Source organism: Roseomonas sp. FDAARGOS_362, assembly GCF_002754815.1.
GTDB classification, from domain to species: domain Bacteria; phylum Pseudomonadota; class Alphaproteobacteria; order Acetobacterales; family Acetobacteraceae; genus Roseomonas; species Roseomonas mucosa.
This window is the reverse complement of record NZ_CP024588.1, coordinates 1,405,587-1,421,725: the sequence shown is the minus strand read 5'-3', so window position 1 is coordinate 1,421,725 and position 16,139 is coordinate 1,405,587. Positions and strand designations below refer to the sequence as shown.

The window sequence follows — 16,139 nt, the reverse complement described above, 5'->3', positions numbered from 1 at the left end:
TCGGCTCCCCGGAGGATGCGGCGTCAGGCCGCCTGCGCCGCCTGCGCCATGGAGCGCAGCACGTAGTGCAGGATGCCGCCCTGGCGGTAGTACTCGACCTCGTCGGCCGTATCGACGCGGCAGAGCAGGGTGGTGCGGTGCTCGGTGCCGTCGGGGCGGTGGATCACCAGCGTCACGTCCATGCGGGGCTTGATCTCCTCCAGCCCCAGGATGTCGATGGTCTCCTCGCCGGTCAGGCCCAGGCTCTCGCGGGTCTCGCCGTTCTTGAACATCAGCGGCAGCACGCCCATGCCCACGAGGTTCGAGCGGTGGATGCGCTCGAAGCTCTCGGTGATCACGGCCTTCACGCCCAGCAGGAAGGTGCCTTTCGCCGCCCAGTCGCGGGAGGAGCCGGTGCCGTATTCCTTGCCGCCGAAGATCACCAGCGGCACGCCCTCGCTCTTGTAGCGCATGGCCGCGTCGTAGATCGGCAGCACGTCGCCGGAGGGCAGGTGCTTGGTGATGCCGCCCTCGATGCCCGGCACCATCTCGTTCTTGATGCGGATATTGGCGAAGGTGCCCCGCATCATGACCTCGTGGTTGCCGCGGCGGGCGCCGTAGCTGTTGAAGTCCGCCTGCCGGACCTGGTGCTCCAGCAGGTACTCGCCGGCGGGCGAGGCCTTCTTGATGGAGCCGGCGGGCGAGATGTGGTCGGTGGTGATCGAGTCACCCAGCTTGGCCAGGATGCGCGCACCCTCGATGCCGCCGCGCGCCTCGGGCTCCATCGTCATGCCCTCGAAATAGGGCGGGTTCTGCACATAGGTCGAGCCGGAGTTCCAGCGGTAGGTCTCGCTGTCCGCGTCGATCTTGATCGCCTGCCACTGCGCCGTGCCCTCGAAGACATGGGCATAGCGCTCCTGGAACATCTCGCGCGTCAGGGACTGGGCGACGATCTCGTTGATCTCCGCCTGGGTCGGCCAGATGTCCTTCAGGAAGACGTCCTTGCCGTTCTTGTCCTGCGCGATCGGCTCCTTGGTGATGTCCCTGGTGATCGTGCCGGCCAGGGCATAGGCGACCACGAGCGGCGGGGAGGCGAGGTAGTTCGCCCGCACGTTCGGGTGGATGCGGCCCTCGAAGTTGCGGTTGCCGGACAGCACCGAGACCGCCACCAGCTTGTTGGCCTCGATCGCATCGACGATGTCGTCGCTGATCGGGCCGGAATTGCCGATGCAGGTGGTGCAGCCATAGCCCACGGTCTGGAAGCCGATGGCGTCCAGGTCCTCCTGCAGCTTGGCGCGGTTCAGGTAGTCGGTGACCACCTGGGAGCCGGGGGCCAGCGAGGTCTTCACCCAGGGCTTCGGCTGCAGGCCCAGCGCCCGCGCCTTGCGGGCGACGAGGCCGGCGGCGACCAGCACATAGGGGTTGGAGGTGTTGGTGCAGGAGGTGATGGCCGCGATCACCACGTCGCCATGGGCGATGTCATGGTTGGCGTTGGCCACGCCGTGGCGCTTCGTGACGTCGGCGTTCGGGTTGCCGGACAGGCCCGGCAGCTCGCGCAGGAAGGCCGGGGCGGCGTCGCTCAGCAGCACGCGGTCCTGCGGGCGCTTCGGGCCGGCGATGGAGGGCTGCACCGTGGAAAGGTCCAGCTCCAGCGTGTCGGTGAAGACCGGGTCCGGCGTGCTGGTCTCGCGCCACATGCCCTGGGCCTTGGCATAGGCCTCGACCAGCTTGATGCGGCTTTCCTCGCGGCCCGACAGGCGGAGATAGTCCAGCGTCACGCTGTCCACGGGGAAGAAGCCGCAGGTCGCGCCGTATTCCGGGGCCATGTTGCCGATGGTGGCGCGGTCGGCCAGCGGCAGCTGGTCCAGGCCCTGGCCGAAGAACTCGACGAACTTGCCGACCACGCCCTTCTTGCGGAGCATCTGCGTGACCGTCAGCACCAGGTCGGTGGCGGTGACGCCCTCGCGCAGCTTGCCGGTCAGGCGGAAGCCGATCACGTCGGGGATCAGCATGGCGATGGGCTGGCCGAGCATGGCGGCCTCGGCCTCGATGCCGCCGACGCCCCAGCCCAGCACGCCCAGGCCGTTCACCATGGTGGTGTGGCTGTCGGTGCCATAGCAGCTGTCCGGATAGGCGTAGGCGGTGCCGGCCTCGGAACGGGTCCAGACGACCTGCGCCAGATGCTCCAGGTTCACCTGGTGGCAGATGCCCGAGCCCGGCGGCACGACGCGGAAGTTGTCGAAGGCGGCCTGGCCCCAGCGCAGGAACTCGTAGCGCTCGCCGTTGCGCTCGTACTCGATGTCCACGTTCTTCTGCAGCGCGTCGGCGCGGCCGGCGACATCGACCATCACCGAGTGGTCGATCACCAGGTCGACCGGCACCAGCGGGTTCACGCGGCGCGGCTCGCCGCCCAGCTTCAGGATGCCGTCGCGCATGGCGGCGAGGTCCACCACCGCGGGAACGCCGGTGAAGTCCTGCATCAGGATGCGCGTCGGGCGGAAGGGCACCTCGCGCTCGCTATGCGCGTTCTCCAGCCAGCCGGTGAAGGCCTTGGCGTCCTCGACGGTGTAGGCGCGGCCGTCCTCGAAGCGCAGGACGTTCTCCAGCAGCACCTTCAGGCTGTTGGGGAGGCGGGAGAAATCGGTGCCCAGCGCCTTCCCGGCCTCGGGCAGGCTGAAGTAAGTGTATTCCTTGCCATCCACCGAGAGAGTGCGGCTGGTCTTCAGACTGTCCTGCCCGATCATTCGCATGGCGCGTAAAACCCCTGCTTGACGTTGGTGACGTTTAACCGGCTTGAAGCATGGCGGCCGGTGCGGGTCCAGGGGGACCGCGGGACCAGTCATGAGGTGGGAGCCGTGCTGACGGCGGAAAAGCTGCATTTGCGCCGTGGGGGCCATGACGTGGTTGCCGATTTGGACTTCACTGTGAGTCCTGGCGAAGCGATAGTAATTCTCGGTCGCAATGGGGCGGGCAAGTCCTCGCTTCTTCGCGCCCTGGCCGGGCTGCTGCGCCCGGCCGGGGGGCGTGTGGCCTGGGATGGCGCCGACATCGCCGCCGATCCCGCCGCCCATGCCCGGCGCCTGCGCTGGGTCGGGCATCTTGATGCCGCCAAGCCCTCCCTCTCCGTGCGGGAGAACCTGGAGTTCCTGGCGCGGCTCCTGGGTGGGTCGGTGCCGGCGGCGCTGGACGCCCTGGCGCTGAACGCCATCGCCGAGCAGCCGGCCCGCGCCCTGTCCTCCGGCCAGAAGCGCCGCCTCGCCCTGGCGCGGCTGGCGCTCTCGCCTGTTCCGCTCTGGCTGCTGGACGAGCCGACGGTGGGGCTGGACACGGCCTCCGTCGCGCGGCTCGGCCCGCTGCTGGCGCGGCACCGGGCGGCGGGCGGCATGGTCCTGGCCGCCACGCACCTGCCGCTTCCCTTGCCGGAGATGCGGGAGATCACGCTGTGACCGGGACCTGTCCGATCGCGGGGAAAAGGCGGTGAAGCCCTGGCTTGCCGTGCTGTCGCGGGAATTGCGCCTCGCGCTCCGCCACCCGGGCGATGCACTGGCCGCAATGCTGTTCTTCCTCGTGGTCTGCTCTCTCTTCCCCTTCGGCGTCGGCCCAAGTCCGGAGGCCCTGGCGCGCCTCGCACCCGGCGCGCTGGTGGCGGCCGGGCTTCTGGCCGCGCTGCTGCCGCTGGACCGGCTCTTCGGAGCGGAGGCCGAGGATGGCTCGCTCGACCTGCTGCTGCTGTCCGGGCTTTCGCCGGCCGCCCTGGCGCTGGCCAAGGCCGCCGGCCATTGGCTGACCACCGGCCTGCCGCTGGTGGTGGCGGTGCCGCTGGCCGGCGCCATGCTGAACCTTGATCCCGCGGCCTGGCCCGCCGCCTGCGCCGCCCTGGCCCTGGCCGGGGTGGTGCTGTCGCTGCTCGGCACGCTCGGCGCGGCGTTGACGCTGGGCGCGCGGCGCGGCGCGGCCCTGCTGCCCATCCTGGTGCTGCCCCTGTCCGTGCCGGTGGCGATCTTCGCCGCCGCCGCCATCGAGGCCGCCACCGCCGGCCTGTCGCCGCGCCCCTACCTGCTGCTGCTGGCCGCCCTGGCGGCGCTGGCCGCGCCACTGGCGCCGCTCGCGGCCGGCGCCGCCCTGCGGGGCGACTGAGGCGCGGGACCGCGCCGGGCTCCGTGCGATGAGTCCCTTGAATCCCGTCGCCAGCCGGTTCATTCGGAGGAGCAAGGAGAAACCACGGTCATGCCGACCTTCAAGGGCAAGCCGCCCGGCGCCGGCGCCGGCGAGATTTCCCGGCGCACCGCCGCCCTGCGCCCATCGATCGCATTGGAGCCGAAGCAGCGGGACAAGGCGCGCCAGTTGCGCCGCCAGGGTCATGAGCCCGAACAGATCGCCAAGGCGCTGAACGTTCCGCTGGAGGAGGTCGAGAAGGCGCTGGTGCAGATGCGGATGCCCCGTCCCGAGACCACGCGCGGCACGCTGAACGTCACGCTGGACGCGCATCGGCTGGTGATGAAGGAGCGCAAGGGCGACGAGCCCGTCTGGGTCACCATGGACCGGCTGTTGGGCGAGCTGCTGCGCCTGCGGGCGGAGCGGGACCGGCCGAAGCGGCTGAAGGAGAGCCAGGCCGCGCTGCCCCTCTTCACCAGCGAGGCGTGAAAGGGGGCTCCGCGATGCCGCCGGGGTGGAGCGGTGGCGGCCCCGGAGCGACGGCCCCGATTCGACGGCAGGGGTTCCGCCGGGCTGGACTGGCCCTGCTCCTGCTCCTGCCTCCGCTTCTGCCGGGGGGAGCCGGGGCGGCGGAGCCGTTGCGGACGCCCTTCGCTCCCCTGCCGCCCGCGACGGCCCCGGAGACGGGCTGCCCGGCACCCCCGGAGGCCCTGCGCAACATCGAGGGCGTCTCCTTCTACACCGACCCCGCCTTCTCCCGCCCCGATCCCGGGCGCCTGGCCGCCGACGCCGCCGTGCAGAAGCGGCTGGATGTCTGGCAGGACGCGGTGCAGGCCGCCGTGGCCCGCGCCCGGGCCGGGGAGGCGGGGGCGGCCGCCTGCGCCCTGTCCCTGCTCGACGACTGGGCCAAGTCCGGCGCCATGCTGGGGGCCGTGAACCAGCAGGGCGCCTATCACCGCGTCTGGGCCCTGGCCGGGGCCGGGCTCGCCTTCCTGAGGGTCCGCGACGCGGCGGGGCTGGAGCCGGTCTCGGTCGGCCGTGTCGGCCGCTGGATGCGCGAGGTCGCGGATGCCATCCAGCCCCGCTACGACCGTGCCTCGCGGGCGCTGATCAGCGATGTGCGCAACAACCACGCCGCCTGGGTCGGGCTTGCCGTGGCGGTGGCCGGCATCGCCAGCGACAGCCGGGCGCATTTCGACTGGGGCATGGCGCGGCTGCACGCGCAGCTTGCCCAGGTGACGGGGGAGGGGGCGCTGCCGCAGGAGCTCGCGCGCGGTGCCCTGGCGCTGCACTACCATCTCTTCGCGCTGGAGCCGGTCGCGGCACTGGAACGCCTTGCCGCCGCCAACGGCGTGACCCTGCCGCCGGAGGATGAGGCGGCGCTGGAGCGCCTGACCGGCTTCGTCCTCGCCGCGGCGAAGGACCCGTCACGGATCGGGGCGCTGGCGGGCGTGCCGCAATCCGACCCCTGGCTGAAGGGCCGGCCGCCGCTTTCCGAGGCGGCGGGGCTGGAGATCCGCGCCCAGGCACGGCCCGATGCGGCACTGGAGGCCGCGCTCGCGCCGTTCCGCCCCTACCGCATGCGCTGGCTCGGGGGGATGGTGACAGGCCAGTGGATAACAGGCCAGGGGATAGCAATTCCCGATGGCGGAAGCCCGGCCCTGGAAGGGCCTGCCAGGACCCCCAGCCCAGGCTGAGGGAGGTCGCGGCTTCTCCATGGTTCGTGCGGCATGCCGGTGTTGCGGGCAGGACATTCACGGAAACATTTCGCATCCTGCGTATTGAGATTGATAATCTTTCTTAATAAGAGCCCCGACCAGGAATACCCGTCGGAGACAGGAATTGAGTACCGCACCGAAGCACCCATGGGCGCTGAGCCGTACGGGCGCTGCCGCGTTGACGGCGGCTTCCCTGGCGCTAACGCCCCATGCCGCCCTGTCCCAGGATACGACGGTGCAACTGCCCGAGATCCAGGTGCAGGGGCAGCGGCAGACCTCCACTGGCCCGGTGCAGGGCTATGTCGCCACCCAGAGCGCCTCGGCCACCAAGACCGACACGCCGCTGATCGAGACGCCGCAATCCGTCACCGTCGTCACGCGCGACCAGATGGACGACCGCGCCGTGCGCAACGTGGAGGAGGCGCTGGCCTATGTGCCTGGCCTCGCCACCGGCTTCTCCGGCAACGACACGCGCTTCGACAGCTTCCGCCTGCGCGGCTTCGACGCGCGGCCGAGCCAGTTCCTCGACGGGCTGCGCCTGCTGCGGCAGTTCGGCCCGACCTCGATCGAGCAGGACGGGCTGGAGCGGATCGAGGTGATCCGGGGCCCCAACTCGGTGCTCTACGGCCAGACGCCACCGGGCGGCATGATCAACATGATCAGCAAGCGCCCCACCGAGCGCCCCTTCGGCGAGGTGAACCTGCAGGCCGGCTCCTATGACCGCTACCAGGGCAGCTTCGACCTGGGCGGGCCACTGACCCAGGACGGGCAGTTCCTCTACCGGCTGACCGGGCTGGTGCGGCAGAGCGGCACCCAGGTCGATCATGTCAATGACGACCGCTACTTCATCGCCCCGGCCATCACCTGGCGGCCCGGCGCGGACACGAGGCTGACCCTGCTCGGGCGCTTCCAGTACGACCAGGGCGGCTCGCCCATCGGCCTGCCGGCCGTGGGCACGCTGCTGCCGAACCGCAACGGGACGATCAAGCGCAACTGGTTCGCGGGCGAGCCGGGCTTCAACAACTCCGACATCACCACCACCAGCATCGGCTGGAACCTCGAGCACCGCTTCGACGATGTCTGGAGCGTGCGGCAGAACGCCCGCTACATGCACAACCGCGTGGCCTACGAGACCATGTATGTCAGCGGCCTCTCGGCGGACCAGCGGCGCCTGACGCGCGGCAGCCTGCTGCAGCGGGAAAGCTCCGACACGGTCAACCTCGACAACAGCGTCGAGGCGCGCTTCGACACCGGGGCGCTGCGGCACACGGTCCTCGCGGGCTATGACTTCCGGCAGTACTGGGGCCACTACCAGGCCAGTTTCGGCCAGACCGGCACCGTCCCGTCGCTCGACATCTTCACCCGCAACTACGGCGCGGCGGTTCCCGACCCGCGCCTCGGCACGGGCGCGAAGACCGACCGCAACGACGACTACGGCCAGCACGGCATCTACCTGCAGGACCAGGTCCGGCTCGACCGGCTGCTGATCACCGGCGGGCTGCGGCAGGACTGGTCCACCACCAGCCAGACCTCGCGCCGCAACGGGGTGCGCACGCGCTCCAACGACGATGCGCTGACCGGGCGCATCGCGGTGATGTACCTCTTCGACTTCGGCCTCTCGCCCTATGCGAGCTACACCACCTCCTTCGACCCCGTGATCGGCGCCACCGCGGCCCAGCGCGGCGCCACGCCGTTCAAGCCGACCGAGGGCGAGCAGTACGAGCTCGGCGTGAAGTACCAGCCTCCGGGCCGCAACAGCTTCGTCACCGCGGCGGTGTTCGAGCTGACGCAGACCAACGTCACCACCCGCGACCCGGTCTATACCTCCTCCCAGATCCAGACGGGCGAGGTGCGCTCGCGCGGCGTGGAGCTGGAGGCCGTGGCGAGCCTGGCGGAAGGGCTCGACCTCACCGCCTCCTACACCTACCTCGATGCCGAGATCACCAGGAGCAACACGCTGATCACCGGCACGACGCGCACCACCAAGGGCAACCGCCCGGGGCTGGTGCCGGCGCATACGGCCAATCTCTGGATGAAGTACCGCTTCGACCGGGATTCGAAGCTGGCCGGCCTCGGGCTGGGCGGCGGCGTGCGCTATATCGGCAACCTCTATGGCGAGGATGCCAACCAGTACCTCTCGCCCTCGGTGACGCTGTTCGACGCCTCGGTGAGCTACGACCTCGGCCAGTACCGGCTGTCGGTGAACGCGAGCAATCTCTTCGACAAGGAGTATGTCTCCTCCTGCACCGGCACCTACTACTGCTACTGGGGCAATGGGCGCACCGTGATCGGCAACCTCGCCTATCGCTGGTGAGGACAGCGGGGAGCCGGCGCGTGCCGTTCCTGTTCAGCCGGGGCCGACCCAGTAGGTCCCCTCGAAGGGCACGGCGGCGAAGCGGCGGTTGATCTCCGCCAGCGTCGCCGCCGGGTCGAGATCCGCGAAGAGGTCAGGCCGCAGCCAGCGCGCCATCGCCTCCAGCGCGGCGATGCCGACCGGGCTGCCGAAGACCGGGTTCCACAACCCATAGACGCGCCTGTCCCGCGTGGCGGGCAGGGCCACGAGTTCCGGCGAGGCCATCAGCGCCTCCAGCGAGGCCCGGGCCTCGGCCAGCGTGACGCCCGTGCCGACGCGCAGGCCCTGCTGGTCCTCGTCATGGCGGTTGCCGGTGTTCACGACGATCTCCGGCGAGACGGCGAGGAGCTGCTCCAGGTTGATCTCGCCGCCGCGCGGGCCGGGCAGCATGCCCTCGGACAGGTTCCGCACGCCCACCAGCGAGAGCATCTGCCCCGTGCCGTCATTCCCGGCCACCCAGCAGCAGGGCCGCCGCCCGGCGAAGGCGTTCATGATCACCCCCGGTTTCGGGCCGGCATGGGCGGCGACACGCTCGCGGATGCGCGCCAGCCGCTCCTCCTGGAAGCCGATCACCGCCTCGGCCCGTTCCTCGCAGCCCAGGGCGCGGCCCAGCAGCCGGATGCTCGGGATGCCGTTGCTGAGCGGCCGCTGGAAGTTGTCGATGAAGACCACCGGGATGCCTGCGGCGGCGAGATGCTCGACATTCTGCCGCGTCTCGGCCGAGCCGAGCTGCCAGGTGCTCAGGACTACCAGAGTCGGCCTTGAATAACTCGTAAGGCACTGATCTAGCTGTGAGATTTTCCGGGCTCGGCGACCTGGATTTGCAGGGTTCGATTGTTTTCGACGACAAACCCTGCGAATCTTGTGGGCATGAAGCACCGCCCGCGCCCGCCGGAACAGGCCGATCTGCTGCGGCCGCGGCTGGTCGACATGATCGATGGGCGGCACGAACTGGTGCGGCTGGCGGCGCTGATCGACTGGTCCTGGTTCGAGCGGGAATGGGCCGGCTTCTTCCCCGCCGCTGAGGGACGGCCGGCCACGCATCCGCGTCTGGTCGCCGGGCTGATGTACCTCCAGCACGCCCATGGCCTCTCCGACGAGGCGGTGCTCGCGCGCTGGGTGGAGAACCCGTACTTCCAGCACTTCACGGGTGAGACCTTCTTCCAGCACCGTGCGCCCATCCATCCCTCCTCTCTCAGCCGCTGGCGCGGTCGCATCGGTGAGGAAGGTGTCGAGTGGTTGCTGACCAGGACGATCGAGGCGGCTCAGGCTTCGGGAGCTGTGACGTCGAACAGCTTGGCCGAGATCGCAGTGGACACCACAGTGATGGAGAAGGCCATCGCCCATCCGACCGACAGCCGCCTCTATGAGCGGGCCCGCCACTCGCTGGTGACGCTGGCGCACAAGGCCGGGATCGCCCTGCGCCAGAACTACAATCGCCTGGCGCCGCGCCTGGCCGGCCAGGTGGGGCGCTACGCCCACGCCCGGCAGTTCCGCCGCATGCGCAAGGCGTTGCGCACGCTCAAGGGCTACACCGGCCGCATCCTGCGCGATGTTGAACGCAAGCTCGGCGCCGTCCCTGACGGGCCACTGCGGGCGCGCATCGAGCAGCGCATCGCCCTCGTCACCCGCCTGCTGCTCCAGACACCGAAGTCGTCCCGCAAGCTCTACGCCCTGCACGAGCCCGAGGTGGACTGCATCGCCAAGGGCAAGGCGCGGGTGCGCTACGAGTTCGGCACGAAGGTCAGCATCGCCACCACCCTCGCCGGTGGCTTCGTCGTCGGCATGCGCAGCCAGCCCGGCAATCCCTACGACGGCCACACCCTCGCCGACGCCCTCCAGCAGGTCGAGACCCTCACCGGCCAGCGTCCCAGCCTCGCCGTGGTCGATCGCGGCTACCGCGGCCATGGCGTCACGGCAACCAGGGTGCTCGTCAGCGGCACCAGCCGCGGCCTCACGCCCCGCCTGCGCCGGCTGCTCCGCCGCCGCAGCGCCATCGAGCCCGAGATCGGCCACATGAAGACCGATGGCCGCCTCGCCCGCTGCGCCCTCAAGGGCACGCTCGGCGATGCTCTCTACGCCGTCCTCTGCGGCTGCGGCCACAACATCCGCAAGATCCTCGCCCACCTCAGGGCCCTTTTGGCCGCTCTCCTCGCCGCCCTCCGACAGGCAATCCTCACCCCGATCAGCCAAGCCAGCGTCCCGACAGGCCGCACCCTGCTCGCAGGGGCGACAGCCTGAAGACGTTGTTCAAGGCCGACTACCAGATCCGGCCGCAGCGTCAGGGCGCGCTCCACTGAGAAGCCCTGTCCCACCGCGCTGGTGAGTTCCGGGACCCGGTTCATGGCGGGGAAGCGCCGGCGGAAGGCGAGGTCGCTGCCCTGGTCGTGCTGCTTCAGGTCGCCGCCCATGCCGACCAGCAGGGAGACGGGGTCGGGCAGCAGCACCGACAGGGTCAGGAGCTGGAAGTTCTCGGCCAGCAGGAGCGCCCGCGGCTGGCGCGGCAGCGTCACCTCGCGTCCCGCCAGATCCGTCACCCGGCGCGGCCAGCCACCGTCCTGCGCCCCGGCCTGGGCCTGTGCCGGCGGGGCGAGCCAGGGCAGCAGCGGCAGCAATGGCAGGACGAGGCGCAGGCGGGAGGAAACGAGGGCCAAGGGCGGGGCCTCCTGGAAGACGAGAACCATTCGCAATAAGGGGCGCCCGGCCCACGGCACAAGGCGCCCGCCACCATTCTCCCGGCGCTACTCGCTCCGGCGCGGCCGCTCCATCAGCCGCCCGACCGCCTGGGCCACGTCGAGCCGCCCCGCCAGCACGGCGGCGACGGTGGCGCTGACCGGCATCTCCACCCCCACCGCCGCGGCGCGGGCCAGCAGGGCGGGGGCGGTGGCGGCGCCCTCCGCGACGCCCCGGCTGTCCGCCAGCGCCTCGGCCGGGCTCAGGCCGCGCCCCAGTGCATGGCCCAGGGCGAAGTTCCGGCTGCTCGGCCCGGTGCAGGTCAGCAGCAGGTCCCCCAGCCCCGACAGCCCGGCGGCGGTTTCGGCCCGCCCGCCCAGCGCCACCACGAGGCGGGCGATCTCGGCCAGGGTCCGCGTGACCAGCGCGGCGCGGGCATTCTCGCCCAGCCCGGCGCCCATGGCGGCCCCGGCGGCGATGGCGGCGACGTTCTTGGCGGCGCCGCAGACCTGCACGCCGAGCACGTCCTCGCCCTCGTAGAGCCGGAAGGCCGGGGTGGCGAGGCGGGCGCAGGCGGCGGCGCGCAGCACCGGATCGGTGCTGGCCAGCACGGCGGCGGCGGGCAGGCCGGCCGCCACCTCATGCGCGAAATTCGGCCCGGAGAGCACGGCGGCGGGCAGGCCCGGCCGCAGCTCGGCCAGGACCTCCAGCGGCAGGAGAAGCGAGCTGCTCTCCACTCCCTTGGCCACCGCCACCACCGGCGGCAGTTCCGGCATGGCGGCGACGGCGGCGCGCAGCGGCTGCATCGGCACGGCCAGCACGGCGAGGCTTGCCCCCTCCAGAGCCTCGGCGGCATCCGCGGTCACGCGCAGCCCCTCCAGCACCGCATCCGGCAGGCGCGGGTTCCGCCGCGTCCCGCGCATCGCCGCCGCCTTCTCCGGGTCGCGCGCCCAGAGCGTCACCCGGTTGCCCGCCCGGGCCGCCTGGATCGCCAGCGCCGTGCCCCAGGCCCCGGCGCCAAGGACGGCGAGCCTGTTCGCCTCACTCATCGGTCAGCCTCGTCACAGTGCAGCCCTGGCCCGGTTCGCCCTGGCCCAGGCGTTCCAGCAGCGCGCGCAGGATACCCCCGGCCACGGCCTCGAAGCTCCCCTCCGGCACCCAGGGGCCGTTGCTGACCACCAGCCCGCAGCCGTTGAGCCGCGTCGGATCGGTGGGCTCGCGCAGCCAGAGCTCGCAGGCCAGCAGGTCGCGTACCCCGGAGGCGCGGAGCCGGTCATGAAAGTCGCGCACCGGGGCGCGGTGCTTCACCGGATACCAGGCCGCCTGGATGCAGCCCCGGAAGCGCCCCGAGACGGCGATGATCGTGTCGGCGAGGCGGTCGAACTCGCCCTCCTGCTCGAAGGGCGGGTCCATCAGCAGCAGCCCGCGCTTCTCCGGAAAGGGGGTGAGGGCGGTCGCGGCCTCCCAGCCGTCGCGCGCATGCACCGCCACGCGCCGGTCGCGGCCGATCCGGGCCCGCAGCTCCTCCTGGTCCTCGGGATGCAGCTCGCAGAGCACCAGCCGGTCGCCCTCCCGCAGCATCGCCCGGCTCAGCGCCGGGCTGCCGGGATAGAGCGGCGGCCAGCCGAACTCCCGCACGGCCGAGAGCCAGGGGGCGAGCGGACCCTCCGCGATCCCCTCCAGCCGCCCGATCCCGGCCCGCCATTCCCCGGTGCGCTCGGCCCTTTCCTCCCGCAGGTCATAGGCGCCGATCCCGGCATGGGTGTCGAGCACGCGGAAGGGCGCCGGCTTGCGCCGCAGGGCGGCGAGGATGTGGTGCTGCAGGGCATGCTTCACGCAGTCGGCGAAGTTCCCGGCATGGTAGGCGTGGCGATAGTTCACGGCATTCCCTGGCCGCGCGAGGCGGCGAGATCATAAAGCGGATGGCGGAACAGCGATTCCGAGGCGCGGTTGTAGCTGATCGCGGGGCACCGCCAGCCCGGCGGCGCGGCACCGAAGCGCGCCAGGATCAAACCGTCGCCGGAGAAGCCCTCGCCCACATCGTGCTCCACCTCGATGACGCCGCCCAGCGCCCGAACCGCCTCGACGCAGCGCTGGTGCGTCAGCGGGTCGCCGCTGATGAGGTGGTGATGGGTGGACAGGAACAGCCAGTCCACGCGCCCGTCGCGCAGCAGCGGCGCCGCCTGCTCCAGCATGGTGAACTCGGCGCCCTGCGCGTCGCAATGCAGGATGGTGAGCCGGTCGAGACCCCGTGCGGCCATCAGCCCGGCCACGTCATGGCAGGCGAGGTCCAGGGTTCCCGATTCCTCCGTGGGGAAAGGCAGGGTCTCCCCCGGCCGGTCGCCGAGGAAGCCCTGCACGATCTCCGCCGCGACGCCGTTCAGCGCGAGATTGGCGCGCCCGACCTCGATGTGCCGCGGATCGGGCTCCAGCAGCACCGCGCGCCGGCCCGGCGCCGCGAGCAGGAACCAGATGGAGTAGAAGGCCCAGTATCCGCCAAGCTCCAGCATCGTGCCGCCCGGCGGCAGGCAGCGGAGAAGCTCGTGGAACAGCCGCTCCTCCTGCGGCTCGTGATGGCCATGGCAACGCCCGATCAGCTCGGTCATCCAGGCGCCGCAATAGCCATCCGCCAGGACCTGTACGCCGTTGTGCATGACCTGGACGCGGCGGCCATCCGCCATCCTGCCGACGCGCCCGGCATCCGGCACGCGGGGCATGGGCTCCGCATCGCGGCATCGCATGCCCATGGCGATGCGATGGGCATTGCTGACCGAGGGCAGAACCTGCGTTTCCAGCCGCCTCGGGTCCAGGGGCTCCGGCGCGGCGGGCAGCAGCAGCGGCGGCAGGATGGGTTCAAGCACGAGGCCGGCGGCGCCACGGCCGATCCCGTTCCGGCCGATCTTGTCCCTTTGGGCGGCGGGAAGACCGGTTCGCGGCCCGCTCGGGTCGGGCACGGCCGCCGTGCCGCGGGAAGGCCGGAAGGGCCACATCAGGATATCCGCTCCCCGGCGGGAGAAAGCTCCGCCAGCGGCCAGCGCGGCCGTGGCGCGTGGTCCACCGGATCGGTGAGGCCGGCACGCAGCCGCTCGATCCCGGCCCAGGCCACCATCACCGCATTGTCCGTGCAGAGCCGGATGGGCGGGGCGATCAGCGGCAGCCCGGCCCGTTCCGCCACGCCGCGCAGCGCCTCGCGCACCCCGCCATTGGCGGCGACGCCGCCGGACACCACCAGCGCCGTGGCGCCGGGCATCATGCCGAGGGCGTTGCGCGCCCGGTCGGCCATCACGGCGGAAACGCTGGCCTGGAAGGCGGCGGCGATGTCCGCCTTTCCGGCTTCGTCGGTGAGTTTGCCCACCGCCTGGGCCACGGCGGTCTTGAGGCCGGAGAAGGAGAAGTCGCAGCCCGGCCGCCCCAGCATCGGGCGTGGCAGGGGGATGCGCTTCGGGTCGCCCGACGCCGCCAGCCGTTCCAGATGCGGCCCGCCGGGCCAGGGCAGGCCGAGCAGCTTGGCCGACTTGTCGAAGGCCTCGCCCACCGCGTCGTCCAGCGTCGAGCCGAGGCGGCGGTAGCGGCCCAGCCCCTCCACCGCCACGCACTGGCAATGCCCGCCGGACAGCAGCAGCAGCAGGTAGGGAAAAGCCGGCGCTTCGGGCAGCAATCCGGGAAGGCGCGGCGTCAGCGCATGCGCCTCCAGGTGGTTCACCGCCACGAAGGGCAGGCCATGTGCCAGGGCCAGGCCCTTGCCGAGGCTGGCGCCGACGATCAGCCCGCCGATCAGCCCCGGCCCGGAGGTGGCGGCGACGCCGCCGAGCTCCGACGGTGTGATCCCGGCCTCGGCGAAGACCCGGGCGGCGAGGCGCGGCATGTGGTGCAGATGCGCCCGCGCCGCGACCTCCGGCACCACGCCGCCGAAGCGTGCGTGCTCCGCCACCTGGCTCAGCAGCGCCTCGGCCAGCACGCGCCCGTCCGGGGCCAGCAGGGCCGCCGCCGTCTCGTCGCAACTGCTCTCCAGGCCGAGCACGGGGCCCTTCGGTTCCATATCCATTCCTCTCGGGGCCGGTTCCGGCGCCCGGCCTGTGATCCCGCGATCCCTGGGCCGTACCTGGGACGTTTCGTCCCGGAACAAGCCGCTTCCACGATCCGCGGGCCGGTTCTATGACGCGCCGATGCTTCCTGCCCACCCCGCAGCGGCCGGCAACAAGACCGGCCCTCTTTCTCCCGAGCCCAGGCCGCGCGTGCTGCCGCATGCGGGCCGGAACCTGCCGCTGCGCGTCGGCACGCGCGGCTCGCCGCTGGCGCTGTGGCAGACCCGGCATTTCCTGCAGAAGATCCTGCATTTCTGCCCTGTGCTGCGCATGGCGGAGGCCTTCGACGAGCATGTGATCGCCACCTCGGGCGACAGGATCCAGGACCGGCGCCTCGCCGATATCGGCGGCAAGGGGCTCTTCGCCAAGGAGATCCACGAGGCGCTGCTGGACGGGCGGATCGACTTCGCCGTGCACAGCCTCAAGGACCTGGAGACCGAGATGCCGCCCGGCATCGTCCTGGCCTGCACCCTGAAGCGCGAGGATGCGCGGGACGTGCTGCTCCCCGGCCCCGGCTGCGGCGCGCTCGACCCGGCGGACCCGCTGGGCTCGCTGCCGGCGGGCACCCTGCTCGGCACGGCCAGCCTGCGGCGGCAGAGCCAGGTGCTGCATGCGCGGCCGGACCTGCGGGTGACGATGATCCGCGGCAACGTCCAGTCCCGCCTCGGCAAGCTCGCCGCCGGGGAGGTGGATGCCACGATGCTGGCCCTGGCCGGGCTGAAGCGGCTGGAGATCGTGCCCGAGGGCATGGTGATCCTGGACCCGGAGGCCATGGTCCCCGCCGCCGGGCAGGGGATCGTCGGCGTGACGGTGCGCGAGGGCGATACCGAGCTGCGCCAGCTCCTCGCCGCCATCGAGAATCCGGAGGCCCGCGCCGTGTCCCGCGCCGAACGGGCGCTGCTCTCGGCGCTCGACGGCTCCTGCCGCACCCCGATCGGCGGCCATGCCAAGCTGCTGCCGGACGGGCGGCTCCGCCTGACCGGGCTGGTGGCGCGGCCGGACGGTTCCTTCCTGCTCAAGCGCAGCGTGCATGGCGATGCCCGGGATGCCGAGCGGCTGGGCGACGCGCTGGGCCAGGAGCTTCGGCTGGACAGCCCGGCCGACCTCTTCACCTGAACGGCGACCCGGATCGCGGCGGGGCCGGGCGCCCGCGCCCGCCAGCCGGGGAGGTCCCCG

At 71.6% G+C, this 16,139-nt stretch carries 14 protein-coding genes; 8 read left to right on the top strand and 6 right to left on the bottom strand.

Features of this window, described 5'->3' with window-relative positions; translation table 11 throughout:
• Positions 1–23: 23 nt before the first annotated feature.
• Complete coding sequence (gene acnA / locus CTJ15_RS11505; RefSeq protein ID WP_026033211.1) at positions 24–2,729, bottom strand: aconitate hydratase AcnA; 2,706 nt, start codon at positions 2,727–2,729, stop codon at positions 24–26.
• 150 nt (positions 2,730–2,879) lie between these two features.
• Between acnA and ccmA the strand changes: the two genes are divergently transcribed.
• The 5 genes from ccmA (at position 2,880) to CTJ15_RS11480 (ending at position 8,166) form a co-directional block, all read left to right on the top strand.
• A complete protein-coding gene (gene ccmA, locus CTJ15_RS11500) occupies positions 2,880–3,425 on the top strand; it encodes a heme ABC exporter ATP-binding protein CcmA (protein WP_026033212.1) in 546 nt (181 codons plus the stop codon).
• A gap of 31 nt (positions 3,426–3,456) precedes the next feature.
• Positions 3,457–4,116, top strand: a complete 660-nt coding sequence (gene ccmB / locus CTJ15_RS11495; RefSeq protein WP_019461243.1) for a heme exporter protein CcmB — start codon at positions 3,457–3,459, stop codon at positions 4,114–4,116.
• 90 nt (positions 4,117–4,206) lie between these two features.
• Complete coding sequence (locus CTJ15_RS11490; protein ID WP_075823018.1) at positions 4,207–4,623, top strand: hypothetical protein; 417 nt, start codon at positions 4,207–4,209, stop codon at positions 4,621–4,623.
• Between the two features lie 149 nt (positions 4,624–4,772).
• Complete coding sequence (locus CTJ15_RS11485) at positions 4,773–5,831, top strand: alginate lyase family protein (protein WP_193009668.1); 1,059 nt, start codon at positions 4,773–4,775, stop codon at positions 5,829–5,831.
• Positions 5,832–5,976: 145 nt separating this feature from the next.
• On the top strand, positions 5,977–8,166 hold the full coding sequence (locus tag CTJ15_RS11480) for a TonB-dependent siderophore receptor (protein ID WP_076970058.1): 2,190 nt from the start codon (positions 5,977–5,979) through the stop codon (positions 8,164–8,166).
• 33 nt (positions 8,167–8,199) lie between these two features.
• On the opposite strand, the gene CTJ15_RS11475 is transcribed toward CTJ15_RS11480, so the two are convergent.
• Positions 8,200–9,084: an ABC transporter substrate-binding protein gene (locus CTJ15_RS11475; RefSeq protein ID WP_226946110.1), complete on the bottom strand. Its 885-nt coding sequence runs from the start codon at positions 9,082–9,084 to the stop codon at positions 8,200–8,202.
• On the opposite strand from CTJ15_RS11475, the gene CTJ15_RS11470 reads away from it, so the two are divergent.
• On the top strand, positions 9,076–10,446 hold the full coding sequence (locus CTJ15_RS11470) for an IS5 family transposase (RefSeq protein ID WP_226945876.1): 1,371 nt from the start codon (positions 9,076–9,078) through the stop codon (positions 10,444–10,446). The two genes, CTJ15_RS11475 and CTJ15_RS11470, sit on opposite strands and share 9 nt — an antisense overlap.
• 146 nt (positions 10,447–10,592) lie before the next feature.
• Positions 10,593–10,898 (top strand): hypothetical protein, encoded by a 306-nt coding sequence (locus tag CTJ15_RS24365; protein WP_193009667.1) that lies wholly within the window; start codon positions 10,593–10,595, stop codon positions 10,896–10,898.
• Between the two features lie 48 nt (positions 10,899–10,946).
• Here CTJ15_RS24365 and CTJ15_RS11460 read toward each other — a convergent pair whose 3' ends face one another.
• From CTJ15_RS11460 to tsaD, 4 genes are all read right to left on the bottom strand, one after another.
• Complete coding sequence (locus CTJ15_RS11460; RefSeq protein ID WP_019461248.1) at positions 10,947–11,927, bottom strand: NAD(P)H-dependent glycerol-3-phosphate dehydrogenase; 981 nt, start codon at positions 11,925–11,927, stop codon at positions 10,947–10,949.
• The gene (locus tag CTJ15_RS11455) at positions 11,920–12,759 is read right to left on the bottom strand and encodes a 23S rRNA (adenine(2030)-N(6))-methyltransferase RlmJ (RefSeq protein ID WP_076970056.1); all 840 of its coding nucleotides are present in this window, start codon (positions 12,757–12,759) and stop codon (positions 11,920–11,922) included. Before CTJ15_RS11455 ends, CTJ15_RS11460 begins: the two co-directional genes overlap by 8 nt.
• Entirely contained in the window at positions 12,756–13,739 is a 984-nt protein-coding gene (locus CTJ15_RS11450) for a hypothetical protein (protein ID WP_139341651.1), read from the bottom strand. Before CTJ15_RS11450 ends, CTJ15_RS11455 begins: the two co-directional genes overlap by 4 nt.
• A gap of 128 nt (positions 13,740–13,867) precedes the next feature.
• Complete coding sequence (gene tsaD / locus CTJ15_RS11445) at positions 13,868–14,917, bottom strand: tRNA (adenosine(37)-N6)-threonylcarbamoyltransferase complex transferase subunit TsaD (RefSeq protein WP_099781574.1); 1,050 nt, start codon at positions 14,915–14,917, stop codon at positions 13,868–13,870.
• A gap of 127 nt (positions 14,918–15,044) precedes the next feature.
• Here tsaD and hemC point away from each other — a divergent pair, with 127 nt between their 5' ends.
• On the top strand, positions 15,045–16,079 hold the full coding sequence (hemC, locus tag CTJ15_RS11440) for a hydroxymethylbilane synthase (protein WP_027297250.1): 1,035 nt from the start codon (positions 15,045–15,047) through the stop codon (positions 16,077–16,079).
• Positions 16,080–16,139 lie beyond the last annotated feature (60 nt).